This is a genomic window from Raineya orbicola, from assembly GCF_002843425.1.
GTDB lineage: Bacteria > Bacteroidota > Bacteroidia > Cytophagales > Thermonemataceae > Raineya > Raineya orbicola.
In genome coordinates, this window is the sequence record NZ_NKXO01000012.1 from 34,207 (window position 1) to 60,204 (window position 25,998).

General features: G+C 38.6%; 17 protein-coding genes. 9 read left to right on the forward strand and 8 right to left on the reverse strand.

Annotated features, from left to right (window positions below; all coding sequences use genetic code 11):
• Nucleotides 1-95 precede the first annotated feature (95 nt).
• The 6 genes from Rain11_RS04850 to Rain11_RS04875 all read left to right on the forward strand — a co-directional run bounded on the left by Rain11_RS04850 (nt 96) and on the right by Rain11_RS04875 (nt 6,401).
• Nucleotides 96-1,427 carry a (Fe-S)-binding protein gene (locus Rain11_RS04850; protein ID WP_101358216.1) on the forward strand — a complete coding sequence of 444 codons (1,332 nt, stop codon included), beginning with the start codon at nt 96-98 and terminating at the stop codon, nt 1,425-1,427.
• Between the two features lie 53 nt (nt 1,428-1,480).
• On the forward strand, nt 1,481-2,272 hold the full coding sequence (locus Rain11_RS04855; protein ID WP_101358217.1) for a DNA-methyltransferase: 792 nt from the start codon (nt 1,481-1,483) through the stop codon (nt 2,270-2,272).
• Nucleotides 2,272-2,766 carry a PDDEXK family nuclease gene (locus Rain11_RS04860; RefSeq protein ID WP_101358218.1) on the forward strand — a complete coding sequence of 165 codons (495 nt, stop codon included), beginning with the start codon at nt 2,272-2,274 and terminating at the stop codon, nt 2,764-2,766. The genes Rain11_RS04855 and Rain11_RS04860 overlap by 1 nt, the downstream gene beginning before the upstream one ends.
• Before the next feature lie 117 nt (nt 2,767-2,883).
• The gene (locus tag Rain11_RS04865) at nt 2,884-3,600 is read left to right on the forward strand and encodes a tetratricopeptide repeat protein (RefSeq protein ID WP_133121510.1); all 717 of its coding nucleotides are present in this window, start codon (nt 2,884-2,886) and stop codon (nt 3,598-3,600) included.
• Between the two features lie 69 nt (nt 3,601-3,669).
• Nucleotides 3,670-5,454, forward strand: a complete 1,785-nt coding sequence (lepA, locus tag Rain11_RS04870; RefSeq protein WP_101358250.1) for a translation elongation factor 4 — start codon at nt 3,670-3,672, stop codon at nt 5,452-5,454.
• Between the two features lie 14 nt (nt 5,455-5,468).
• Nucleotides 5,469-6,401: a bifunctional riboflavin kinase/FAD synthetase gene (locus Rain11_RS04875; RefSeq protein ID WP_101358220.1), complete on the forward strand. Its 933-nt coding sequence runs from the start codon at nt 5,469-5,471 to the stop codon at nt 6,399-6,401.
• On the opposite strand, the gene Rain11_RS04880 is transcribed toward Rain11_RS04875, so the two are convergent.
• Both Rain11_RS04880 and Rain11_RS04885 read right to left on the reverse strand, forming a co-directional pair.
• Entirely contained in the window at nt 6,396-8,786 is a 2,391-nt protein-coding gene (locus Rain11_RS04880; RefSeq protein WP_101358221.1) for a tetratricopeptide repeat protein, read from the reverse strand. The genes Rain11_RS04875 and Rain11_RS04880 overlap by 6 nt on opposite strands.
• A gap of 180 nt (nt 8,787-8,966) precedes the next feature.
• Entirely contained in the window at nt 8,967-9,668 is a 702-nt protein-coding gene (locus Rain11_RS04885) for a hypothetical protein (protein ID WP_133121511.1), read from the reverse strand.
• A gap of 147 nt (nt 9,669-9,815) precedes the next feature.
• On the opposite strand from Rain11_RS04885, the gene priA reads away from it, so the two are divergent.
• Complete coding sequence (priA, locus tag Rain11_RS04890) at nt 9,816-12,317, forward strand: replication restart helicase PriA (protein WP_101358223.1); 2,502 nt, start codon at nt 9,816-9,818, stop codon at nt 12,315-12,317.
• 2 nt (nt 12,318-12,319) lie between these two features.
• Here priA and Rain11_RS04895 read toward each other — a convergent pair whose 3' ends face one another.
• The 6 genes from Rain11_RS04895 to Rain11_RS04920 all read right to left on the reverse strand — a co-directional run bounded on the left by Rain11_RS04895 (nt 12,320) and on the right by Rain11_RS04920 (nt 22,979).
• Nucleotides 12,320-14,614, reverse strand: coding sequence for a M1 family aminopeptidase (locus Rain11_RS04895; protein ID WP_133121512.1), 2,295 nt, complete (start codon nt 14,612-14,614; stop codon nt 12,320-12,322).
• Nucleotides 14,615-15,093: 479 nt separating this feature from the next.
• Nucleotides 15,094-16,131, reverse strand: a complete 1,038-nt coding sequence (gene thiL, locus Rain11_RS04900; protein WP_101358225.1) for a thiamine-phosphate kinase — start codon at nt 16,129-16,131, stop codon at nt 15,094-15,096.
• 96 nt (nt 16,132-16,227) lie between these two features.
• Entirely contained in the window at nt 16,228-19,710 is a 3,483-nt protein-coding gene (locus Rain11_RS04905; protein ID WP_101358226.1) for an efflux RND transporter permease subunit, read from the reverse strand.
• Nucleotides 19,711-19,751: 41 nt separating this feature from the next.
• Nucleotides 19,752-20,861, reverse strand: a complete 1,110-nt coding sequence (locus tag Rain11_RS04910; RefSeq protein ID WP_101358227.1) for an efflux RND transporter periplasmic adaptor subunit — start codon at nt 20,859-20,861, stop codon at nt 19,752-19,754.
• An 86-nt stretch (nt 20,862-20,947) separates the two neighbouring features.
• Nucleotides 20,948-22,315: a TolC family protein gene (locus Rain11_RS04915; protein ID WP_165778079.1), complete on the reverse strand. Its 1,368-nt coding sequence runs from the start codon at nt 22,313-22,315 to the stop codon at nt 20,948-20,950.
• Between the two features lie 13 nt (nt 22,316-22,328).
• Nucleotides 22,329-22,979 (reverse strand): TetR/AcrR family transcriptional regulator, encoded by a 651-nt coding sequence (locus Rain11_RS04920; protein ID WP_101358229.1) that lies wholly within the window; start codon nt 22,977-22,979, stop codon nt 22,329-22,331.
• Between the two features lie 161 nt (nt 22,980-23,140).
• Between Rain11_RS04920 and Rain11_RS04925 the strand changes: the two genes are divergently transcribed.
• Together Rain11_RS04925 and Rain11_RS04930 are read left to right on the forward strand one after the other, a co-directional pair.
• Nucleotides 23,141-23,560 carry a nucleoside-diphosphate kinase gene (locus Rain11_RS04925; protein WP_101358251.1) on the forward strand — a complete coding sequence of 140 codons (420 nt, stop codon included), beginning with the start codon at nt 23,141-23,143 and terminating at the stop codon, nt 23,558-23,560.
• A 111-nt stretch (nt 23,561-23,671) separates the two neighbouring features.
• Nucleotides 23,672-25,912: a Tex family protein gene (locus tag Rain11_RS04930; protein WP_101358230.1), complete on the forward strand. Its 2,241-nt coding sequence runs from the start codon at nt 23,672-23,674 to the stop codon at nt 25,910-25,912.
• The last annotated feature ends 86 nt before the right edge of the window (nt 25,913-25,998 follow it).

Consider the following 25,998-nt stretch of genomic DNA (forward strand, 5'->3'; position numbering starts at 1 on the left):
TCCTTTCAAAAAAGTGTTGCAAAATTAGAGCAAAAAACTATATTTGCAAAAAAATCCTAAAATTTTTTTTCTTAAAACTTGTAAAAATACTCATTATGAGCTACTTGTTGCAAATTCTTTTTGTTGCCTGCGTGGCTGTGGCGGGCTATTTGATATGGAAAAGAGCCAACCTTATCCGAAAAACTATTCTTTTAGGTAAAAGCACCAACCGCCTTGATAACCCCTCCAAACGTTGGAAAACAATGCTTCTGATAGCTTTCGGGCAGGGTAAAATGTTTCAAAAGCCGCTGGTAGGGCTTATGCACTTTATCATTTATGTGGGGTTTGTTATCATCAATATTGAGCTTTTGGAAATTATTTTAGACGGCATACTCGGCACACATCGTTTGTTTGCTCCTGTGATAGGTACAGAATTATACGCACTGCTTATCAATAGCTTTGAATTCTTGGCAGTGGGCGTAATAGTAGTGTGTATAGCTTTTTTAGCTCGCCGTAATATACTAAAAATCAAGCGTTTTTGGCAAAGAGAAATGACCAAGTGGCCCCGCACTGACGCCAATCTTATTCTCACATTTGAAATTATCCTGATGTTACTTTTTCTAACAATGAATGCCACCGATAGCGTTTTACAAAATAAAGGTGCAGAACATTACGAAAAAGTAGGCAGTTTTGCGTTTAGTCAGTATCTAATGCCCCTTTTTGAAAATATGAGTGTGGGTTCGCTCATTGCTATTGAACGCACCGCTTGGTGGCTGCATATCTTGGGTATTTTGGGTTTTGCTTTGTATGTAACTTACTCTAAACATTTGCATATTATTTTAGCGTTTCCGAACACGTACTTTTCAAACCTCAACCCCAAAGGCAAAATTGAAAATATGCCTGCTATTACGAATGAGGTTAAAATTGCTTTGGGGCTTATCAATCAGAATGATGTACCTGCCACGCAAATTGCACGTTTTGGGGCAAAAGATGTCAATGACCTTACCTGGAAACAGCTCCTTGATGCCTACTCTTGTACCGAGTGTGGGCGTTGTACTTCGCAATGTCCTGCTAATCAGACGGGTAAATTGCTTTCGCCTCGCAAAATTATGATGGATACCCGCGACCGCTTGGAAGAAATCGGCAGACAACTGCAAAAAGGCAAAACCATTGAAGAGGCTCTCAATGATGGTAAATCGCTTTACGGCAGTTACATTACCAAAGAAGAAATTCTCGCTTGCAATACTTGCAACGCTTGCGTAGAGGCTTGCCCCGTCAATATTGACCCGCTTTCTATTATTGTAGATATTCGCCGTTTTATTACAATGGAAGAAGCCTCTACGCCTGCCTCTTGGAATGCTATGTTTGCCAATTTAGAAAACAATATGGCTCCTTGGAAATTCTCCCCCTCCGATAGATTTGAATGGGCAAGTAAAGTGAATGTGTAAATTTATGTTTGCTATAAGCCTAAAAAAACATAAATTTGAAAAAGGAAAAAAATATGTTAGAACTAAACAAAGTATATCAAGGGGACTGCTTAAAACTTATTGAAGAGATAGATAGCGAAAGTGTGGATTTAATAGTTTGTGATGGTCCTTATGGGGTTACAACCAACGAATGGGATAAAGTAATAGATATCCAAACCTATAATTTGAATCTGATTAAGATTTTCTCCCGAGTGTTGAAACCCGGAGGGGCATTATACCTATTTGGTAAAGATGATTGTATAGATTTTATTGATTATAGACCTTTCTTGCGGCTTAATAGAAAAATTATTTGGTATCAACCCAGTCGTTTGGCACAAGGTAGGCTTAACTACACAAATAACTACGACCTAATTGCTTACTTTTCAAAAGGAAAAGCAAAAACTTTTAATCTTGATGACATAAGAGTTCCGCAATTAGTGGAACTTGAACATAGACTCCGTTGTGAAAAAGTACCTTCCGTAATCAATGGACAATATGGTAAAACAAAGTTTAACGATGAAGGAAAAAATCCGGGCGATGTTTGGGGCGATATTAAACAACTTACCTATAAATCAAAGGAGTTGATTAGCAGGGATTTGTTAAATACCATTCAAAAACCCGAAAAACTAATTGAGAGAATCGTGAAAGCAAGTTCTAACCCAGGCGACATTGTGTTAGACCCCTTTTCAGGAGTGGGAACAACTTTTGCCGTTTGCAAAAAATTAAACAGAAATTTCATAGGTTTTGAAATCAATCCAGATTATATCCAAATCACGAATGAGCGAATCCGTAAAATTGAATTAGAACGAGAATACAGCCTATTCTAATGAAAAAAGAAATCATTCAAACAATAATAAAATTAGTTTTGCAGGTTCAAGAACTTGCCTCAAAAATTGGAATTCCCAACATATTACAACCCGGACTTGTCAAAGAAATGATTATTGCAGAAACATTAGGACACGAACTCATACATTCTAAAAGAGATGCCGATGCCTGCGACCCGAATGATTCTTCTATAAAATATGAATATCTATCTTGCTATGAGGGTGGTTCAGGGCAACTTGATAGAATGTTTAAAGAACCCAAAGAAAAAAGAGAAGAGTCATTGAATAGAATTTGGAGAAATAAAAAGATTTATTTTGCTATTTTCTACAAAAATAACCCGCTAAAAATCAAAGTAATATATGAAATAGAGCCAAAAGTTCTTGTAGCAGAGACTGAAAGAAAACTTGATAAAAGCAAAAATGCAATTTCCCACGTAGGATTTACCGAAAAGTGGGCTAAAAGTAATGGAAAAGCTGTTTATAGGTCAGAAGATTGATAAATCTAAAAGCGTTTCCTGTGCAAGTGGCTAATAAATAATTCATCTAAATACACATATACGTACTCAAAATTTATTTTTGGGTGCGTATCAGTTTAATTGAACAAAACGAAACTTATGCAAAACATCTTAAAAATTTTTCTGTGTCTGATGTTTTTTGCTTGTGGCAAAACGTCCAAAGAACTTACTGAAGAAGCCCGCTTACTTTTGCAGAAACAAAGATACGAAGAGGCGATTTTACTGCTCAATAAAGCTATTGATAAAAACTCCAAAAATGCTGATGCCTTCAATGCTCGGGGAGTAGCTCTTTTTGAACTTGGTAAATATAATGATGCCCGTTTAGATTATGAACAAGCGATTCGTTTGGATAGCTCTGATTACAAACCTTTTTACAATCTTGCTGAACTTTACAGGGTGCAAAAAAAATACACCGAAGCCCTTCAAAACTACAACAAAGCCATTCAAAGAAATGCAGAAGTAGCGGATTTGTACGTAAATAGAGGGGTTTCTTACTACAATTTGCAAGATACTACCCAAGCCCTTACTGATTTTCGGAAAGCTGTAAGTTTGCAAAAAGATAATAAACAGGCTTGGTTTAATTTGGGAAATTTGCTTTTTTTCTCACAAAACCCCGAACACATTCAAGAAGCCGCCCTTTGCTTTGAAACAACTATCAATTTGGATACTACTTTTCAAAAGGCTTATGTAAATTTGGCTCAAAGTTATCTGCGTCTGAATCAAAAAGAAAAGGCTTGCCAAAAGCTCCTAAAAGCCAAAACAATGAATAATGCCGAAGCTATTCAACTTTATCAAATTTTTTGCACGCAACCTTAAACAATTAGCTTCAATTTTCAATCTTTTTATTAGAATTTGCTAATTTTGCAACTCAATTTTGGTATTACAATGAAAAACATTCGTAACTTTTGTATCATTGCTCATATTGACCACGGCAAAAGTACCCTTGCTGATAGACTTTTGGAATGGACAGGCACCGTGGATAAACGCCAAATGCAAGACCAAGTGCTTGACGATATGGATTTGGAGCGAGAAAGGGGGATTACTATCAAAAGCCACGCTATTCAGATGAAATACACTTATGAAGGCGAAACTTATACGCTCAATCTCATTGATACACCCGGACACGTAGATTTTTCTTATGAAGTTTCGCGTTCTATTGCCGCTTGCGAAGGAGCTTTGCTCGTGGTTGATGCTTCGCAAGGAGTAGAAGCTCAAACCATTTCTAATTTATATCTTGCCATTGGCAATGATTTGACTATCATTCCTGTATTAAATAAAATTGATTTGCCTGGGGCAATGCCCGAAGAGGTTTCCGACCAAATTGTAGAGCTTATCGGCTGTAAGCGTGAGGATATTATACGAGCCTCTGCCAAAGAAGGTATCGGTATAGATGAAATTCTGAAAGCAGTGGTTATGCGTATTCCGCCACCACAAGGCGACCCCAATGGCAAATTGCAAGCCCTCATCTTTGATTCAGTTTTCAATTCTTTTCGGGGCATAGAGGTTATTTTCCGTGTAAAAAACGGCACTATTCGCAAAGGTGATAAAGTGAAATTTGTTGCCACAGGCAAAGAATATATCGCTGATGAAGTAGGCATTTTGAAACTGCAAAAAGAGCCACGTGAGCAAATAGAGTGTGGAGATGTAGGCTATCTGATTTCGGGTATCAAACAAGCTCGTGAGGTAAAAGTAGGAGATACCATTACACACGTTCAGAACCCTGCGGAGGCTATCAAAGGTTTTGAAGATGTAAAACCGATGGTTTTTGCGGGCATCTATCCTGTGGAAACCTCTGAATTTGAAGACTTGCGAGAGGCAATGGAAAAATTGCAACTCAACGATGCCTCTTTGGTATGGGAGCCTGAAACTTCGGCGGCTTTGGGCTTTGGTTTTCGTTGTGGATTTTTGGGAATGTTGCATTTAGAAATTGTGCAAGAACGCTTGGAGCGTGAATTTGATATGACCGTCATTACTACGGTGCCTTCGGTGCAGTTCAAGGTTTATACCACCAAAGGCGAAGAAAAACTCATTCAAGCTCCTTCCGATATGCCCGAACCTGTGCATATTGAGTACATTGAAGAGCCTTTTGTAAAAGTGCAGATTATTACCAAAGCCGAGTATGTAGGTCCTATCATTACGCTTTGTATGGAAAAGCGTGGGGTAATCAAAAATCAAGTATATCTGACTACCGACCGAGTAGAGCTTTCCTTTGAAATGCCTCTTGCTGAAATTGTGTTTGATTTCTTTGATAAACTCAAAACTATTTCGCGTGGTTATGCTTCTTTGGATTACGAACTGGCGGGCTGGCGTGAGTCGGATATGGTGAAATTGGATATTATGCTCAATGGTGATACCGTTGATGCTCTTTCTGCTATTGTGCATCGCAAAAAAGCCTATGAGTGGGGCAAACGCCTTTGCGAAAAATTGAAAGATTTACTACCTCGTCAGCAGTTTGAAATAGCCATTCAGGCGGCTATTGGGCAGAAAGTGATTGCTCGTGAAACCGTGAAAGCCTTGCGTAAAAACGTGCTTGCCAAGTGTTATGGTGGTGATATTACCCGCAAACGCAAACTTTTGGAAAAGCAAAAGAAAGGGAAAAAACGTATGCGTCAGATTGGTACCGTAGAAGTTCCGCAAGAAGCCTTTATGGCGGTACTGAAATTGGAGTAACCCTTTTGTACCTTATGCAAACTTTCTACGAGGCTCACGAGTTTCCTGTTTTGCCTTTCGCCGTAGTGAGTAGTGGTACTTTCGACGGCGTTCATATTGGGCATCAAAGCATCTTGAAAAAAGTGGTAGAAACAGCTCGCCTGCATAACGGACAGAGCGTCATTGTAACTTTTTTTCCTCACCCAAGAATGTTTTTTGGGCAAGAAGTAAAACTGCTCAATACACTTCAAGAGCGAATAGAACTCATTGCCCAAACAGGGGTTGATTATCTTTTGGTGCTGAAATTTAATGAGCATTTAGCCAACTTTTCTGCTAATGAATTTGTAGAGAAAATCTATATCCAGACTACTCACGCCAAAAAGCTCATTCTCGGCTACGACCACCATTTCGGCAAAAATCGCTCAGGGAATATAGATTTTTTGAAAGCGAATTTATCTCGCTACTCTTTTGATTTAGAAGAAATTCCCGCCCAAGATATAGACCAAATTACTATTAGTTCTACCAAAATCCGAAGTGCTCTTTTTAGCAAGGATATTAGCACAGCCACCAAATATTTAGGTAGGTATTATACACTTTCGGGCAAGGTAATAGAGGGGGATAAAATTGGCAGAACCATAGGGTATCCTACGGCAAATTTACAAATGACTGAAAATTACAAACTTATACCCGCAGAAGGCATCTATGCTGTTTGGGTAAAGATTGATAATCAACGCTACGGTGGAATGCTTTACATCGGCAAACGTCCTGTAATTGATAAAAATTCTGAATTGCGTATTGAAGTCAATATCTTTGATTTTGACCAAGATATTTATGGGAAAACCATTACATTAGAATTTGTAAATTTTTTGCGAAATGATATGAATTTTGAAAGTTTAGAGGCTTTGCAAGCCCAACTTTCCCAAGATAAGTTAGCGGCTCTTGTAGCTTTGCAAAAAAAATCTTTATAGCCTCATTCCTACCACAAGTACATCGTCAGTTTGGGGAAAATTACCTTTCCAGTCCATAAATTTTTTGAGTAACTCTCTTTTTTGCTCTTGCAACGGAAGTTCTGCTACCAGCATAAAGGTTTCTTTGAGGTTTTTGTTCATAAATTTTTTGGGTTTTTCTGCATTGCCTCCGAATTGGTCTTGAAAGCCATCTGTACAAAGGAACAAAGTAGTTTTTTGAGGCAAAGTAGTTTCGTATTGGGTAAAATTTTTGTTTTCCTGAAAAATATTAAAGCCCAAAGAAAACATACCCGCAGGAACAATTTGCAAATTGCCGTTCTGACATACATAAAGAGGGTTTTTTGCCCCCGAAAATTGTAAAATTTGCTTTTTAGTATCTATGCAAATGAGTGAAATATCCATTCCATCGCTTTGGGGAATATTTCCATTTTCTTTGCCCGATTTGTTGAGAAACTGAATTATGAATTTATCCAATTCGTTTAGAATTTGGGCGGGTTCAAAGATTTTTCTTTCCATAACAATCTGATTGAGGGCAGAAATTCCCAAGAAAGTCATCATAGAGCCGGGAACGCCGTGTCCTGTGCAATCCGCTACAGCTATCCACTTGTACTGCTCGTGTTGGGCAGTCCAGAGAAAATCTCCCGAAATAATATCACGAGGTAGGTTGAGCACAAAACATTCCCCTACAAGCTCGGTAAGGTCTTGTTCTTGCGAAATTACTGCATTTTGTAGTCTTTCGGCGTATAAGATGCTATCGCGAATATGTGCGTAGGCTTGCGAAAGCTCTAAATTTTGTAATTTCATTTGTTCGTTGTATTCTTTAAGTGTTTCGGCTTGCGTTAAAATTTCTTCTCTTTGCAGACTTACTTCCTGATTTACCTCCTGTAAAAGCCTGTAAGCTATAATTTTTTTCCTGTGGGCATAAAACAAAGCCAAGAGCAAGGCTGAAAAAAGTATAATAAGTACAATAGAACTGATAGAAATAATGACTTGCAAGTGTAATTTTTGCTTATCTCTTTCATTCTGGATACGTAATTTTTCATTTTCTGCGGCTTTCAGTTTTTCTGATTCTTTGAGGAGCAGATTTTCTTTTTTGGTGAAATTTTGTAGTTCTGCGAGGCGTTTGTTTTCTAATTCTTTCATTTCTTGCTCTTGGCGAAGCAGTTCATTTTCCATTGCTTTTCTTTCACTTTCGGCACGTAAAAGGCGATTTTCTGTCATTTGGGCTGTTTGCATTTGCCTGAGAAGGCGATTTTCATTTTCTTTGCGTTCAGTTTCGTAGAGGGTCTGATAGCGGGCTATTTGTTCTGATTTTTCTTTTTTGAACATCTCCACTTCTAATTTTGCGAGTTTGCGGGCATTTTTGAAAGCACTTTCGTAATTTTTTTGTGCTGAATCTAATTTCACCATTGCCTCGTAAGCCTCCATCTCATTCATTTTGAACTGAAACTCTTGGGCAATTTTTAAGCCTTCTTCAATATGCTTGCGAGCATTATCGTAATCAGCAAGAGCTATCTGTGTAAAAGCTACTGCCAAATGATATTGGCTAATGAATTCATTTCTTTTTTGTTCTTGGGCGATATCTAAGGCTTTCAGATATAGCTTTAACGCTTCAGTATAGTTTTTTCTCGCATAATGAATATTAGCAATGTTGAAAATAGAGCTAAGTAGATTGTTACTATTGATTTTTTCACGAATTGCCATAGATTTTTGAAAATATTGCAGGGCTTCGTCGTATTTGTGTTGGTCATAGAAAACAACCCCTATATTGTTGTAAATATTGGCAATAGAGTGAGGCTTTCCTCCATTTTTTTCTAATATTTCCAAAGATTTTTGATAGTACTCAATGGCTTTATCGCCTTCTTTGAGTTGCTCGTAAATAATACCAATATCATTGTAGGTGTTGGAAAGTCCTAACAGATTATTGATTTCCTCTTTGATTTTAGCGGCTTGAAACAGATATTTCAAGGCTTCATCAAACCGCCCAAGATAGTCGCACATTATTCCCGCCATATTGAGCGAAATGGCTTGAGCCTTTTTATTGCCCATTTTACCGTATAAAATTGCAGATTGGTTGTAAAGTTCCAAGGCTTTTGCATATTTGCCTTGTGCCTCTTGACTGAGGGCTAAAAGCTCAAAACTGCGTGCTTCGCCAGATAAAAACTTAATTTTACGAGCCAAATCAAGACTTTTTTGAAAATAAAAAGAGGCAGAGTCGTTCAATTTTTTTTCATCAAGGTAAATTTTGCCAATATCCTGATAGGTCTTGACTAAATTGCTATCAGAGCGTATTTGATAGGTTTTCTGTACGAGTAAGGCAATATCGTTCTGAGCTGAAAGCAGATAAACGTTTTGCAAAAATAATATCAGAAGCCAATAACGCATTTGAATAAAGTCTGGAATTTTGAATTATACTCAATTTTTTTGATATTTTTTTGTAAATCTTGGTATAAATTTAGAAAGTTTTTGCTAATAAAAAAATCCCTCTTTTGGGGGATTTCAAAAAAATAAAAACTTGGAAACTAAATAAGTGTTATTGGTGTAAGTAGGCAGAATTTGAGCTAACTAAAAATAGCCACTAAAAAATGGGAAGACTTTCACCTGACTTACGTTCCCTGATGTATTAAAGTTGGTAGAAAAATTGTAGCTTTCGCCTACTGCAAGCGATTTTACAAAGTTATATTTATCAGTACCTACGGTGAAATTATACTTATTTACTTGAACGACTTTTCCTGCTTTATCGTATCCTGTAATTATGATTGCAGGATTTTTGCAGGCTTCTTTACCTGTGGCTTTGTAAGTGCCTTTTACCACGAAATTTTTACCTTGTGGTGTTATGCTCAAATCAGAAAGTGAAGCGGCAATAGGTACATTTTCTTTGAAAAGTAGCCCCGTAGCTTTGATTTTGCAAGAGCCAAACTGCCCCTTGATTTTATTCACATCTCTTATCCTCTGAAAAGGAGAGATTTCGCCGGGTAAAATAACATCTAGTTCGGCTGATGTTTCATCTTTTGCCATAGTACCCGCATCGCGAGCCGTAAATCTATCTACACCAAGAGGTTTGCCTGCTTTGTCGTAATACTCAATTTCAATCTTGACAAAACCCAAAGCATTAGGATAGGTATTTTTTACCTCTCCATAAACTTTTATGTAGCCTTCTTCTTCTTTGGCAGACCATTGTGTAATAGTAACTTCTCGCTCAGTCTGGGCAAAAACACAGATTGTTGTAAATAAGGAAAAAGTAACGAAAAAGATTGTTTTTTGCATATTTTTTTTAGGTTTGTTTCTATTCATACTACGTAAAACTTTTGTAAAAGTTTCGCAAAAGAGTGTTAAGTTTTGTTTAATTTTTCATTAATGTTGTTCAATATATTTTATTAGCAAATTTTTCTATCTTTGCTCAAAAAGCCTACGATGTTTGAAAACGCTCCCGCTGAAAGAATCACACTTTTTGCAGATGTAATTCTGCCTTTGCCTATACCCAAACTTTTTACTTATCGCATTCCCTTTGAACTCAATGAAATCGTACAGGTAGGGGCAAGGGTTATTGTTCAATTTGGGAATAAAAAAGTGCTAACGGCAGTCATAGCCAAATTACACCAAACTCCGCCCCAGCATTATCAAGCCAAATATATTCTGGAATTATTGGATACAGAGCCTATCGTTACGTTCAAGCAAATTGAGCTATTTCAGTGGCTTGCAGACTACTATCTTTGTAGTATAGGCGAGGTGCTGAATGTCGCTTTACCCTCGGGAATGAAAATCACAAGTCAATCAATGATTGAACTCAACCCCAATGCAACTTGGGAAAATATAGAACTTTCTGAAAAAGAAGAGAAATTACTCCAACTGCTCAAAGAAAAGAAAACACTTTCTTACAACGAAGCCGCTGTATTTTTAGAACTCAAAAATATTTATCATATCATCAAATCGCTCTCGCAGAAAGAGTTAATCATTGTTTATGAAGAAGTAAAAGAACGCTACCAACCTAAAAAGGTGAAAAAAATACGCCTTACAAGAGATTATTTAGATAAAGCAGACCTTGAAAAACTTTTCAAATATTTAGAGCAAAGAGAAAGCAAGCAGTTAGATGTTTTGCTGTTGTATTTGCGAAATGTGCCTGTTTTCAGAGATTGGACACTCAACGAAAACGGCTTGGAAAAGTCTATTTTTCGCTCTAATCCTCATATTTCTAACTCTTCTCTGGAAACGCTTATCAAAAATGGTGTTTTTGAGGAATTTGAAGTAATTGTTTCACGATTTGCCGATATTCAGCCTGCTGATAGTTACGAACTCAAGCTCACTTCTGAGCAAAGCGAAGTAGTAGATAAAATTATGGATTTATTTGCCGAAAAAGATACCGTATTGTTGCACGGCATTACAGGTAGCGGAAAAACAGAAATTTATATTGATTTAATTCAGAAAGTTCTGGAATCAGGCTCGCAAGTTTTGTATCTTTTACCTGAAATAGCTCTTACTACACAAATTGTTGCTCGTTTGCGAAAAATTTTTGGCGATAAAATGGGAGTGTATCATTCCAAATTTTCTGATAATGAAAGGGTAGAAGTTTGGAAAGGGGTTGTTCAGCAGAAATTTTCTTTTGTGGTAGGGGTGAGGTCTGCAGTATTTTTACCCTTTGACAATCTGGGCTTAATTATTGTTGACGAAGAACACGAACCTTCATACAAACAGCAAGAACCAGCTCCTCGCTATCACGCTCGCGATGTTGCCGTGATGATAGCCCATCTGCAACACGCCAAAGTACTTTTAGGTTCGGCTACGCCTGCTGTTGAAACTTACTACAATGCTCAAATAGGCAAATATGGCTTTGTTGCTTTACGCAAACGCTATGGGAATGCTCAAATGCCTGAAATTGAGCTTGTGGATATGAAAGAGCAACGTAAGCAAAAGAAAATCAGACAGAATTACTCTGAGCCTCTTTTACAACATATCCAAGAAACTATCCAAAAGCAAGAGCAAGTTATTTTATTTCAAAATCGTAGGGGATATTCACCTTATCTGAATTGTGTAGATTGTGGCTGGATACCCAAATGCTCTAATTGTAATGTAAGTCTGGTGTATCATCAGCACGCAGGCGAATTACGTTGCCATTATTGCGGTTTTAAGATGGCTACCCCGCAAACTTGCTTTGCTTGTGGCTCTACAAAAATGAAAAGTGTAGGCTATGGTACTGAAAAATTAGAAGATGACTTGAAACTCCTCTTGCCCAATGCACGCATTCGCAGAATGGATTTAGATACTACTCGTCAGAAAAATGCCTATCAGAACCTTATACAAGAGTTTGAGGCAGGGCAAATTGATGTGCTTGTAGGTACGCAAATGATAAGCAAAGGGTTAGACTTTGATAAGGTCAGCCTTGTGGGTATTTTTGATACCGATAGGCTCTTGTATTTTGCCGATTTTCGTTCCCAAGAGCGTGCTTTTCAATTGCTTACGCAAGTTAGTGGTAGGGCAGGCAGGAGAGAAACACAAGGCAAAGTAATTGTGCAAACGAATAACCCTGAAAATCACACCTTGCAAAAAATCAAAAACAATAACTACGAGAGCTTTTATCAAGAGGAAATTTTAGAGCGTGAAAAATATCATTATCCGCCTTTTTCAAGACTTATTCGGATTGCTATAAAACACAGGGAAAAAGATTATGCCCAAGATGCCGCCTTGTGCCTTGCCGAATTGCTTCGTGAGAAGTTAGGCAAACCACGTGTATTGGGACCTGAAGCTCCGCTCATTGATAGAGTTCGCAATCAATACATCAAACACATTCTAATTAAATTGGAGCGTGAAAAAACCAATTTGAAACCCGTAAAACATTTCATTGCCCAACAATGTCAGAAAGTAATGCTGGATAAGCGTTTCAAGAGCGTACAGGTAGTAATAGACGTAGATCCAATTTAAGTTTATTTGCTTATCTTTTGTACTTTTATTTCACCATTGGCAAGCCAAATTCTGGCAGAATAAATACCTTTGGCAAGGTGTTTTACAGAAAGAATATTTGTTTTTTCCGCTTCTAAAAGAATCTGTCCCAAATGATTGTAAAGACATATTTTTTCCACAGGTACTGCCGAACTCACTTGCAAAACGCTTTCCATCGGATTAGGATAAATCAAAAACTCTTGATGGGGTTGCAAATGGTTTATGGGGTCAAAAGTGGTGAATTTCCAAGTGCTTTCTCCTGAAAATCCTGCAAAAAAGTTCATTACCCTATCTCTTACTACTTTATTTTCCATTTCTACAAAGTAGCTTTGGGCAGGCTGAAAACTTTGAGGTGCTTTCAGACGTAATTTTTTGCCGTTAATGCTTACACCTGCTCCGTTTATTTCAAATTCGTGAAAAATAGCATTGTTTTCAGCATTTTTTACCCAAATTTTACCTGTACCTGCAAAAATATTTTCATCAAAAGTAACTTCCAAAGGGCTATCTATTGCTACTTGGGTAGCCAAATGAGCAGGACGCAACTCTACAATTTGTGGCGGATTATCTTCTACAATAAGCGTATTGTCGTAAGTTAGAGTGCTTTTGGCAACTAGAAACACACGAGGGTCAAAACTGATGCTTGCAACTTGCGTAGCAAAAGGGATTTTATGTTTCTGAAAATTAGCATTTTGAGCAAAGCGTACAATGGTAGTATTGCCATTGATGTCAGTGATAGCAAGTTCAAAAGGCATCTTGAAAAAAGGTGTAACCGAAGGTTTTGAAGTGCTTTGCTCTGAAATTAGATGAAAATAGCCATCTTTCCAATTCCAAGTAATTTTGTAAGTAGGATAGCCTTCACCTCTGAACCATTGAGGCAAAAAATCTTGCGTAAGATTTACACCTGTTACACTCTGCACCACTCCTGCAAAAAGATTGTAATTCACATTTTGATGCTTGTAAGTATTTGTGAAAGTATTAACTGCTTGCCAAAAAAGGGCATCGTTATTGACAAGATAGCGAATCATATGTATCAGGCAAGCTCCTTTTTGGTAAATGAGACGGCTATCAAACATTGCCGTAGTATTGAGCGAATCAGCCAAATATACACTGCCGCCGGGTTGGCTCATTACGTTGTTTCGCCAATTGCTGTAGGTATTCTGAGCAGAAGTAAGGCTCACAAAATGCTCACGATACAGATATTCAGAGTAAGTAGCAAAACCTTCGGTAAGTCCTATTTCGCTGAAAGAAAACAGCGTAAGGGCATCTCCAAACCACTGATGAGCAAGCTCGTGGGCTATCACGGTATTCGGAAAGCCCATCATAGAAGACATTGTTTGATTTTCCAGATAGAAATTATGCGGCACTTGGCAATGCCCATATTTTTCATTAGCAAAGGGATATTCGCCAAAAAGCTCGCAAAACTTTTCAAGAGTAGCTTTGGTTTGGTTCAGATTGGTTTGGTTGGCAGTGATAGAAGCACTATCGTAAAGATAGTTGATGATAGGAATAGTTTTAGAGTTAAAGTTCGCATTTACAATGTAATCAGCGTATTCGCCTACGGCAAAAGAAATCAAATAATAGGCGATAGGATATTTACTTTCCCACTCATAACGCAATTTGCCGCCTCCTACATTGACAATTTGTTTCAGTACCCCTTGCGAGCCTACTCGGTTAGTGGCAGAAGTAGTGATATAAACTTTTACGGAATCGGCTTTATCGGCAAGAATTTGCTTAACAGGCATCCAATCGGCAGTGCCATAGGGCTGGCTCATTGTGTAGGTGTATTTTTTGCCATTAGAGGCGGTTCTTTGACAAAAACCTGCATCGGGGTTGCTATTATCTACGGGTCCATTGCCGCTATAATAGATTATTGCTTCAAAAAATTCTCCTTCATTGATAGCGGCTATTAAATTTACACGAATTTCGTTATTAGAGTGTGTAATAGCCGAACCCGTGTGCGTAATACTTTTTACCACTACCGAGCTAATTGTATAATTAGGGTGCAATTCAAAGGCAAACGTAGTAATATTGTCATTGGCTTGGGCAAAAATTCGTACATTACCTGAAATAAAAGTAGTGTTGGTTTCTACGTTCAGATTCAGATGATATTGCTTTACATCATAGAGCATCATTTTGTTGTAAAGGTCTTGGGAGAAATTGAGCCGTTCATTTTGCAAGCGGGCTAAATGAGTGTGATTTAAGCAAGGTTCTTCCAGATTTTGGGCTTGGGCAGTGAAAATGAAAAAAAGTCCCAAAAGAAAAGTAAAAACTTGTTTCATAGGCGTTTTGCAAAGATTTTTGCCCAAGTTACAAATTTTTTTTGACTTTTTATGTAACCTTTTGAAAATTCTTGCGTAATACAAATAAAAGGGTATCCTTATTCTATGGCGAAATGTAGCGTTTCAGTAGAGCTTTGAAGGAAAAAACTTTATTTTCTCTTTTTTTCCTATAAAAAACGAAAAGCCCGCAAGAAACTTCCGGGCATTTCAGTAGAGCTTAAATCTCAAACTTTATTTCCGTTACAAAGTTACGCAACTTTTACGTGTTTTCAAAAAAAATATTTGCTTTTTTTTCAGGCTATTAGTCTAAAAATTGTATTTTTTAAGATAGAAAATAATTTTTATTTTGTAAAAAGTTATTTTTAGATGCTAAAATTATACAAATTTCTTGTTATTTTTTTTTGTAAAATACTCATTTTGTAGAAATTAAAACATTTTTTGTTCTTATTCAAAACTACAAAAAACACGTGTAATTTTTTTTATTTTTTTTCTTGAAAATGTTGCCAGCCTTGTGCTTGTATTTTTACCAAACTGCCTGAACGTAAAACTAAATGTATATCCTTTTCAGGTTCGGTAAAATAGCCGATGGTACTAATTTCGGGGTGTAGTTTAATTTTCTCGTAATCCTCTTGCCTAATGCTAAAAAGTAACTCGTAATCTTCACCGCCATTCAGGGCGGCAGTAATGGGGGAGATGTTAAAATCATTTATGGCCGTATCATAGGTTTCTTGGGCTATGGGCAGTTTATCCTCATAAATCATTGCTCCTAAACCCGACTGCTTGCAAAGATGTAAAACCTCCGAAGCCAAACCATCAGAAATATCAATCATTGCCGTAGGTGTTACGCCTAAATCGGCAAGTTCGTAGATAATATCAGTGCGAGCTTCGGGACGAAGTTGCCTGCGAACTACATAATCCCTACCTTCTAATTGAGGTTGCATTTGAGGATTTGCTAAAAAAACTTGCTTTTCACGCTCCAAAATCTGCAAACCCATATACGCCGCACCCAAATCACCCGTAACGCAAATAATATCACCCTTGCGAGCTGTACTTCGGTAAGTGATTTTTTCTTTTTCCGCTTCCCCCAAAGCTACCACTGAAATAAAAAGACCACTTCGCGAAGCAGTAGTATCGCCCCCTACCAAATCTACTTTGTAGTTTTGGCAAGCTGTGTGTATGCCTTCGTAAATTTCTTGCAAAGCCTCTACCGAAAAACGATTACTTACTGCCAAAGAAACAAGCACTTGTGTAGGACGAGCATTCATAGCGGCAATATCTGAAATATTGACGGCTATGGTTTTGTAGCCTAAATGTTTCAGTGGCATATAAGTTAAATCAAAGTGTATGCCTTCTACGAGCAAATCGGTAGAACAGACTAAATATTTTTCGCCCATATCCCATACGGAGGCATCGTCTCCTACTCCTCTGATAGTTTGTGGGTGAAAGTGTTTTGTTTTTTCGGTAAGAACTTTTATCAAACCAAATTCGCCAAGTGTGCTGATTTCTGTGCGTTTCATTCGGAAAAAAAAGGTAAGTTTTTCAAAAAGAGGACTTCGCCCAAAAGCGAAGCCCTTACATTTTCGCAAGCAAAATTAAGAGAAAAAATGAAAATTTTATCGTAACGCTTCTACTTCTGTTTCTTCTTTGTGCAAAGAGCCATTGCTTGAAAGTGGAGTTTCTAATTCTTTTTTTCCGAAAAATTTTTGCAAACGCATTTTCCAATTTTGAGCAATCCAATACATCAGTGGTACAAGTACCAAAGTAAGAATAGTGGCAAAAGTTAATCCATAAATCATCGTCCAAGCAAGCGGTCCCCAGAAAGCCACGCTATCGCCGCCGAAGAAGATATTGGGGTTGCCTTCGGAAAAGAGTTTGGCAAAATCAATATTTAGCCCCACAGCCAAAGGAATAAGCCCTAAAATAGTAGCAGTCGCAGTCATTAGTACGGGGGTCATACGGTCTTTGCCAGCCTCTACTATGGCTTGTTTGATTGGCAAGCCTCGCTCTCGCAGAATGTCCGTAAACTCAACCAACAAAATACCATTTCGTACCACAATACCCGCCAGAGCTACAATACCGATGCCCGTCATTACGATAGAAATCTTCATTCCTGTAATCGCCAATCCTAATAGCACTCCAATTACGCTAAATACAATTTGTAGCAAAATGATAAAGGTTTTGGAAATAGAGTTGAATTGCAAAAGCAGGGTAATCAGAATGAGGGCAACCGAAATGAGCATTGCCAACCCCAAGAAAGCCGAAGTTTCTTTCTGTTGCTCTTGCTCACCGCCCATTCGGATAGTAATTCCTTCAGGAACGTTATACTTATCTTTGAATATGGCGATTTGGTCTTCTACGTCTTTCACTACGGCAGCAGGGTTAAAACCAAAAAGGATATTAGACGAAATCGTGATGATTTTTTTCTGATTTTTCCGTTTAATTCCCCCGAAGGTGTTGTCGTATTTAAGCTCGGCAACTGCCGAAATAGGAACTTGACGCAAGACACCGCCTTTTGCCATGTCTCGGAAGGTAATCTTATGATTAATTAAAGCGGCGAGGTTGTCTCTTTGTTCTTTGGTATAACGCAGCATAATGGGATATTCGTCTTCGCCTTCCTTAAACTTAGAAACCTCTCTTCCCAAAATCGCTGTACTAACTTCGCTACCAATTTGCCCTGTAAATAGCCCTTCACGCAAGGCACGCTCACGGTCAATGACTACCCGTAATTGAGGTTTATTTTTCTGAATATCGGATTGTAGCTTTTCAACACCTGCGATCTGTTGGTTTTCTAAGAATTTTTGAAGCGAATCGCCTACCAAAATAAGCTCGTCTAATTCTTCTCCCATTATCTCGATGGCAATAGGTTTGCCGGTGGGCGGTCCGTTACGTTCTTTTTCTACGGCTATTTTGATTGTATGAGGTAAATCTAATTTATTGATTTCCTCTCGGATTTTATCCATATACACTTGTGTAGATTGCCCGTTGCGTTTGGCAAACTCTACAAAAGCTACCTGAATTTTACCTTTGTGCGGTGTTGGGCTTCGGTCGTTTTGGTCTTCGCTTGCTCCAATGGTTACGTTGGTAATCACCGAAGTCACCAGAGGGTTAGGTTTGTTATCGGGATAAATCACTGAGTTGACTCTTTTTTCCAACACTTTCATCACCGAGTCGGTGTAGTTCTGGTCTGTACCAATGGGCAAAGATGCATACACATAGACAAAATTGGGTTCGGCTTGTGGGAAGAACTCTATTGTAGGTTTTCGAAGGATAAGAGCCACGATGCTAATAATAAACAAACCTACCGCCCCAAGCATCAGCAGAGCAGGGCGTTTGCCCACGAGCGTCCAAGAGAGCAAGCGTTTGTAGGCATTTTGTACCGAAGGCCAAGTTTTATTCTGAAATCTATAAATGATTTTAGATAAAAGGAATCTGTTGAGTAAGAACAAGGCAAACAGCGTCAGCGTGAAATTCGCCATTCCGAAGAAACCACTTGCATAGAAAATAGCAGCAAAAATGGCAAAAATAACTCCTACGCTTATCATACCTTTATTTCTTTGGTAGAACGTACCCTCTGGCTTTTTGCTGTGGTCTCTATGAGGTTTCATAAAATCGACCGCAAAAACAGGATTGATGGTATAGGCAATCACCAACGAAGCGAGCAAGGTAATAATCAGAGTTACAGGCAAAAAGTACATAAATTTACCAATAATACCAGGCCAAAAAGCAAGCGGTACGAAAGGAGCAAGCGTAGTGGCTGTTCCTGAAAGCACGGGCAAGAACACCTCCCCAGCGGCTTCTTTGGCTGCCTTCTTGATGGGCACTTTTCCGTTGTCGAAGATTCGGTGCGTGTTTTCTATCACTACAATCGCATCATCTACCACAATACCCAAGGCGAGCAAAAAGGCAAAAAGCACAATAAAGTTGAGGGTAAAGCCAATAGTAGGAAATATCAAGAAAGCCAGAGCCACCGAGAGCGGCACCGAAGCGGCAACAAACATTGCATTAGTAGCCCCCATAAAAAACATCAAAATCACCGTAACCAAAATAAACCCGATGATGATGGTATTGATGAGGTCGTGCAAGGTGATGCGAGTATTTTTAGATTGGTCGCCTGTGAAATCTACTGCTAAAGCAGAAGGCAATTTGCTATCGGCTTGCATTTGAGCCACTAATTCTTTGATTTTATCAGCGGCAGAAATTAGGTTTTCACCTCCTTTCTTAATTACGCTCAAAGTAACCACGGGCTTGCCGTTCATTCGGGCAAAACTTTCTTGCTCCTTGAAGCCGTCTTTCACTTCGGCAATATCTTTGAGGTAAATATTGCCACCCAAGCCACTTCCTACGACCAGATTTTTAATAGTTTCTACATCTTTGAACTGCCCTGAAATATTCACAGAACGCCTTACGCCATCAATTTGGATAGTACCTCCGGGAATAGTAACATTTTCCGAACTCAAGGCTCGCTCTATATCGCCAAAGGAAATCGTAGCCGCCTCCATTTTGTACTTATCCACATTGATTTGAATTTCCCTATCCAATGCTCCAATAATATCCACACGCCGAATTTCAGGGAAACCTTCAATTTTTTCTTCCAAAAGTTCTGCATACTTTTTGAGCCTATCCAAACCGAAATCGCCTGAAATATTTACGTACATTATGGGAAATTCTGAAAAATCAATTTCCTGAATAACAGGCTCTTTGCGAAGAGAACTATTAGGCAATTTGGGTTTAGCTTTATCTACGGCATCTTTTACACGTTGTTTGGCTTCTGCTACACTTACATTCGTACCAAATTCCACAATAATAGATGAAAAACTTTCAACTGAATTAGAGGTTACTTTTTTGATGTCTTTGACAGACTTCAATTCATCTTCAATGGGTTTGGTAACCAAGTTTTCCATATCTTTGGGCGAGGCACCTACATACGTATTCTGTACGTAAATCGTAGGCACTACAATGTCAGGAAATTGCTCTTTGGGAATTTTCTCGTAAGAATACAAACCTGCAATTACCAAAAAAATGGTAATGGCATAAATAACGGTTTTATTATCTATCGCCCAACTGGAAGCAAAAAATTCTTTGATTTTATGATTCATAACTATTCGGAAATTGAAAGGTGAATTTAGCCGGTTTTGCGTTACATTTTATAGCTGATTAAATCGCCATCGTTCAAATCCTGATAGCCTGTGGTGATAATTTTATCTCCCGCCTGCAAGCCACTTATTATTTCTGCAGAACGATTGTAGATTTGTCCTACTTCTACTTTGCGTCTGCGAGCTATTTTTTGTCCATTTTCCTCAACAGCTACCATAATGTATGAGCCTTCCAATGCATTCTGTACTACATTGATAGGCACAACAATTGCCGAGTTTTTAGCATAATTTTCTACTTTAAGTGTAGCAATCATATTCGGTTTGAAATCTTTATCGTAAGGAATAGCAACTTCTACCCGAAAACTGCGAGAAATGTTATTGATAGTTTGAGCAATAAAAATTACTCTTCCTTTTATATTTCTTTTCAAATCAGGAATAAAAATTTCTACTTCTGCCCCTTGGCGGATTTGCCCGCTGTATGCTTCGGGGACTTCGGCAACGGCTCGCAATTCGGCAGAATTGACAATCTTAATACCCGGCATACCCGGACTTGCCATTTCGCCTACTTTCATCATTACATCTTCTACTACACCCGCCATTGAAGCCACTACACGCGTTTTAGCGTATTGCTCTTGCAGAGTGGCAAGTTGTTGCTCCAAACTTTCCAAATTGGTTTTTGCCTGCAAATAAGCAACCTCTGTACCTACTTTCTGTTCCCAAAGGGCTTTTTGCTTTTCATATACGGTGCGGGCAAGTTCTATTTGAGCTTTGAGAGGTTGCATATTTTTGAGTATCAGACTGCCGTCAATATCGGCTACCACTTGCCCTGCCGCTACAAAATCACCTCTGCGTACATACACGCCTTTCACAACCCCCGGTGTTTGAGCACTAATATTGACAATTTTATCTGTTTCCAAACGCCCCTGAATTTCAATATAATTAGCAAAATTAGAAGTTTGCAGGGCGGTTACTACTACATTTTTGGCTTTCATTATTTTGGTATTTGTGCCAAGTTCTTTTTCTAGTTGAGCAATTTTAGCCTCAATTTCTTGTTTTTGCTTTTTCAAAGCCTCTAATTCGGCTTTTTTATCAGTTTTTTCTGCATTACAAGCCACAAGTAATGCAATGAGTGCGAAATACTTTGCGATTTTCATATTTGTAGAATTATTTTTTTCGTTTTCTGAATTTTTTAACTTATATTTTTTTATCTTGCTTCCTGTTTCCTGCCTCTTTTTTTACCTCATTTTCCTAATTTCCCGAGTGCTTTATCCAAATCTACTTTGGCAATAAGGGCATCGTACAGAGCGGCGAAATAATTTGTTTCAGCCTCTTTGTAAGCGGTTTCTGCATTGATAATCTCTACGCTTGAACCTACCCCTTGTTTATATTTGATTTGAGAAACTCTTAAAACTTCTTTGGCAAGTTCCATATTACGTTTTTGAGCTTCCAAGGTGGTAAGAGCATTTTTGAGTGTAATTTGGGCTTGAGTAGCCTGAAAATCAATGGCTTTTTCAAGATTGCGTTTATCTTGTTCTAATTTAAGGATTTCTATGCGGTTTTGCTCAACTTTATACTTGCGTTGCATTCCGTTGAAAATAGGCAAATTCAGTTGCAAGCCTACCGTACCATAGCCCAGCCAGCGATTGGAAAAGTCGCCAATGTTGGAAAAATACCTTGCTCCCGTAGCATATCCCATCTGTCCGATAGCTACCAAACTCGGATAAGCCCCAACCTGTTTGTTTTTCAAATCTAATTTTGTCAGAGCAATGGCTGTTTCAAGCACCTGATACTCGGCTCGGTTTTTGTAGTCGGCTCTTACTTCACCATCGGGAATTTGCTCTAACTGATAATCTCGCAAAGAACCTGTTACTTCAATTTTTTCTTGCACAGGCATACCCATCTGGAATTTGAGCAGTTCTTGGCTAAGCTCAATGAGGCGTTCAACTTTCATTTTTTCGGCTCGTAAGTTATTGGCAGTAACTTCTAAACGGGTAACTTCAATATTTTCCGCAAACCCTTGCTTATTGAGAGCCTTCACATCTTTAATGAGGCTATCCAAACGGGCAATGTTGGCATCAATGAGTTTAGCCCGCTCTTTGGCAACAAGAAGCGAAAAATAGGCTTTGGTAACATTTTCGGCAATGGTAACTTTATTTGACGCGGTAGTTTTTTTAGTGAGTTCTTTATAGGTTTTTGAGGCTTGCAAACCAACAAAATAAGAACCATTAAAAATAAGCTGGCTTACCGTAATACCCGCATCACCCTGATAGCGAGGAGCAAAAATGCCTCGTACAGGAACAAACTCTGCATCGGGGTCGGGGGGGGAGCCACTGCCCTGTGAAAGAAAAAAAGCAGGCAAAAAGGCTGGTCGCAACTCAAAATTATAGAGCAATTGTGCCGAACCATTGATTTGTGGCAGACCTATGCCAATAGTTTCTTTTACACGAGCTTCTGCAATTTGCTCATCAAGTACCGATTTTTGCATTAGAGCAGTGTTCTGATAGGCATATTCTATGCACTGCTCCAAAGTCATTGTTCGTTTTTCTTGGGCAAAGGCACTTTGCCACAATAAACTCAAAAATCCTAAACTCAAAAATAATTGTTTCATAACATTTTTTACATCATAGCGGGTTGAAGATGGATATATTAGAGAAATTGAAAACTTTTTCATATTTTTGTAAGGTTTTTTCTAAAACTTCCAACCCTTTGCTGGTTACGATACCCCGAATAAAATGCTCCAAGAAAGTCATTTGCAGGCTTACCAAATCAAACTTATCAGGTGGAAAAAGCTGAATATCAAAAGACATTTCTATTTCTGCAACTCTTAAAATCGCCAATGCCTCTATATGCAAATCGGGTCGGTATAAGCCCTCTGAAACACCTTGTTCTAAATTTCTACGAACTTGTGCAATAATAAAATTACGTTTATGCTCCTGCCACAAAGCCCAAGTTTTGGGGTGATAGCGTTGGAGGTCAAAAAAAACAGAAGGATTGACACCTTTCAAACGATTTTTAACGTGTTGGCTCATCAAAATTACTTCATCAATAGCATTTTCGGTATGTTCAGAGATTTTGCAGATTTGTGTTTCATCTTGACGAAAATGCCTATCTGCCACTTGTTCAACAAGAGCATCTTTATCCTGAAAGTATTGGTAAATAGTTTTTTTGGAAATAGCCAGCTCACGAGCAATATCGTCCATCGTGATACTTCTAATTCCATAACGCATAAACAATTCTTCGGCTTTGGCAAGTATTCTTTCTTTGTGTTCCACCGCTGAAAAATTTTATCTCCTCAAACAAAAATGATTTCGGATACAAAACTACGGAAACTTTGAAAATGTTTCAAGTTTCTTGTGTTTTTTTTATGAAGTTTTTGTTAATAATTTTGAAAACCCAAAAAACTTCCGAAATTTGCGAGCAAAAACATAAAATTATGGCAGGTAATAGAACTTTTTCAATGATTAAACCCGATGCAGTCCAAGCAGGAAACACAGGAGCTATTTTGAAAATGATTGAGGAAGCAGGTTTTCGCATTTCCGCTATGCGTATGACCAAACTTTCCAAGCAAAGGGCAGGGCAGTTTTATGCTGTGCATAAAGAAAGACCTTTCTATAACGACCTCTGCGAGTATATGTCATCAGGGCATATTGTGGCTCTCATTTTGGAAAAAGAAAATGCAGTAGCTGATTTCCGCAAACTCATAGGAGCCACAGACCCCGCCAAAGCCGAAGAAGGCACTATTCGCAAACTTTTTGCTAAATCCATTGAGGCGAATGCCATTCACGGCTCCGATTCCGATGAAAATGCAGAAATTGAAGCCGCTTTCTTTTTCTCCAAAATGCAACAATATTAAAGCTCGCACGCTGATTCCTAATTTTCAACAAACATCAGTACAACCTTACAAAATTTTGTATTTTTGTGCTGATGTTTTCTTTCTGAAAGAATTATTCAAACTGCAATATCAATGATAGAACGTTATAGCCTTAAAATTGCCTCTGAATTGGGTATTGGTATTCGTCAGGTAGAGGCAACCGCACAACTTTTGCAAGAAGGGGGCACCGTGCCTTTTATTGCTCGCTACCGCAAAGAGGTTACAGGTAGCCTTGACGAAACCCAAATTACTGCTATTCGGGATAGATTAGAGCAACTTGCCGAACTGGATAAACGCCGTGAAACTATCCTAAAATCTATCAAGGAGCAAGGCAAGCTAACTCCTGAATTAGAACAAAAAATCCAAGATGCCGAAACAATGAGCGTTTTGGAAGATTTGTATTTGCCTTATCGCCCCAAAAAACGCACCAAGGCTACCATAGCCAAAGAAAAAGGTTTAGAGCCACTTGCAATGCTCATATTAGAGCAAAATGATATAGACTTGCAAGCTGAAGCAAGCAAATTTGTTGATGCCGAAAAGCAGGTAAATTCTGCCGAGGAGGCTTTGGAGGGAGCAAGGCATATTCTTGCCGAATACATCAATGAGCATCAAGAGACAAGAGCCAAAATGCGTGATTTGTTCCTTAAAAAGGCAGTGATTACCTCTAAAGTTTTACCCGAAAAAGAAAAAACTGAAGAGGCTCAAAAATTCAAAGACTATTTTGAATGGTCTGAACCCATTGCAACTATTCCTTCGCACAGGCTACTTGCGATGCGTAGAGGTGAAAAAGAATTGATTTTAACTTTGGACATAGCTCCTGAAGAGCAAGAAGCTATCGCTTTGCTTGAAAGAGAGTTCGTAAAAGCTAAAAATGGGTGCAGTGAGCAGGTAAAAATGGCTGTTGCCGATTGCTACAAACGTCTTTTGAAACCCTCAATGGAAACAGAAGTAAGACTTATTTCTAAGAAAAAAGCTGATGAGGAGGCTATACGTGTATTTGCTGAAAACGTACGCGAACTGCTGATGGCTTCACCATTGGGCGAAAAGGTGGTATTAGCATTAGACCCCGGTTTCCGTACAGGTTGTAAATTAGTGGTTTTAGATAAAAACGGCAAACTTCTGCACAACGAAACCATTTACCCTAACGAACCTCAGCGAGAAATCGCCAAATCGGCTCATATTCTAAAAACACTTTGCGAAAAATACCAAATAGAAGCTATTGCTATCGGAAATGGTACGGCAAGCCGTGAAACAGAAAGTTTTGTGAAAAGTTTGAATATTCCGAATGTAAAGATTTTAGTGGTTAATGAAAGTGGAGCTTCTATTTATTCGGCATCGGAAGTGGCACGTGAAGAATTTCCTGATTTGGATTTGACCGTCAGGGGAGCGATTTCTATTGGTAGAAGGTTGCAAGACCCCCTTGCAGAACTTGTAAAAATTGACCCCAAATCTATTGGTGTAGGGCAATATCAGCACGATGTAGACCAGAATGCACTCAAAAGAAGTCTTGATGATGTAGTGATTAGTTCGGTGAATAAGGTAGGCGTAGAACTCAATACCGCCAGCAAGCAACTTTTAATGTATGTAGCTGGTTTGGGGGAAAGTTTGGCTCAAAACATTATCAACTATCGTAATGAAAAGGGGGCTTTCCGCAGTCGTAGTGAGCTTAAAAATGTACCTCGTTTGGGGGATAAGGCTTTTGAACAATGTGCAGGCTTCTTGCGTATTCGCAATGCCGAAAACCCTTTGGATAGCAGTGCCGTTCACCCCGAAGCATACGGCATTGTAGAACAAATGGCAAAAGATTTGAATTGTAGCGTAAAAGATTTGATGCAAAACGCCGAATTGCGTAAGCAAATAGACTTGAATAAATATGTGAATGAACGTTTTGGATTGCCTACGCTGCAAGATATTATGCAAGAGCTTGCCAAGCCGGGCAGAGACCCTCGCAAAGAATTTGAAGAATTTTCTTTTGCCGAAGGTGTTCACGAAATCACCGATTTGAAAGTGGGAATGAAACTACCTGGTATTGTTACGAATGTTACGAAATTTGGTGCTTTTGTAGATATTGGTGTTCATCAAGATGGCTTGGTGCATATCAGCGAGCTTTCGGATAAGTACGTTTCAGACCCTACCGAAGTGGTAAAAGTTGGACAAAAAGTTATGGTAACCGTTTTGGAGGTAGAAGTAGAACGCAGACGCATCGCCCTTTCGCTCAAAAGTGAAACCAAACCCGAACTAAAAAAATCCGAAAAACGCGAAAAGAAAAAACAAAAACAGGAAGATAGCTGGGAAGAGAAATTAGCGGCTCTGAAAGCGAAATTTGGTTCTTAGCTGTTTTTTCTCAAATTTTTCTTGGAACAGTCCGAAAAAATGCTATTTTTGGGCTGTTCTTTGCTTTTGTACCACTCTAAACTTGC

Bases quoted from the DNA above. Each gene is read 5' to 3' on its own strand.
- Rain11_RS04855 (WP_101358217.1), top strand. From the start codon at position 1,481: ATGTTAGAACTAAACAAAGTATATCAAGGGGACTGCTTAAAACTTATT.
- Rain11_RS04930 (WP_101358230.1), top strand. From the start codon at position 23,672: ATGATAGAACGTTATAGCCTTAAAATTGCCTCTGAATTGGGTATTGGT.
- Rain11_RS04860 (WP_101358218.1), top strand. From the start codon at position 2,272: ATGAAAAAAGAAATCATTCAAACAATAATAAAATTAGTTTTGCAGGTT.
- Rain11_RS04880 (WP_101358221.1), bottom strand. From the start codon at position 8,786: ATGCGTTATTGGCTTCTGATATTATTTTTGCAAAACGTTTATCTGCTT.
- Rain11_RS04895 (WP_133121512.1), bottom strand. From the start codon at position 14,614: ATGAAACAAGTTTTTACTTTTCTTTTGGGACTTTTTTTCATTTTCACT.
- priA (WP_101358223.1), top strand. From the start codon at position 9,816: ATGTTTGAAAACGCTCCCGCTGAAAGAATCACACTTTTTGCAGATGTA.
- Rain11_RS04885 (WP_133121511.1), bottom strand. From the start codon at position 9,668: ATGCAAAAAACAATCTTTTTCGTTACTTTTTCCTTATTTACAACAATC.
- Rain11_RS04865 (WP_133121510.1), top strand. From the start codon at position 2,884: ATGCAAAACATCTTAAAAATTTTTCTGTGTCTGATGTTTTTTGCTTGT.
- lepA (WP_101358250.1), top strand. From the start codon at position 3,670: ATGAAAAACATTCGTAACTTTTGTATCATTGCTCATATTGACCACGGC.
- Rain11_RS04925 (WP_101358251.1), top strand. From the start codon at position 23,141: ATGGCAGGTAATAGAACTTTTTCAATGATTAAACCCGATGCAGTCCAA.
- Rain11_RS04875 (WP_101358220.1), top strand. From the start codon at position 5,469: ATGCAAACTTTCTACGAGGCTCACGAGTTTCCTGTTTTGCCTTTCGCC.
- Rain11_RS04850 (WP_101358216.1), top strand. From the start codon at position 96: ATGAGCTACTTGTTGCAAATTCTTTTTGTTGCCTGCGTGGCTGTGGCG.
- Rain11_RS04910 (WP_101358227.1), bottom strand. From the start codon at position 20,861: ATGAAAATCGCAAAGTATTTCGCACTCATTGCATTACTTGTGGCTTGT.
- Rain11_RS04915 (WP_165778079.1), bottom strand. From the start codon at position 22,315: ATGAAACAATTATTTTTGAGTTTAGGATTTTTGAGTTTATTGTGGCAA.
- thiL (WP_101358225.1), bottom strand. From the start codon at position 16,131: ATGAAACGCACAGAAATCAGCACACTTGGCGAATTTGGTTTGATAAAA.
- Rain11_RS04905 (WP_101358226.1), bottom strand. From the start codon at position 19,710: ATGAATCATAAAATCAAAGAATTTTTTGCTTCCAGTTGGGCGATAGAT.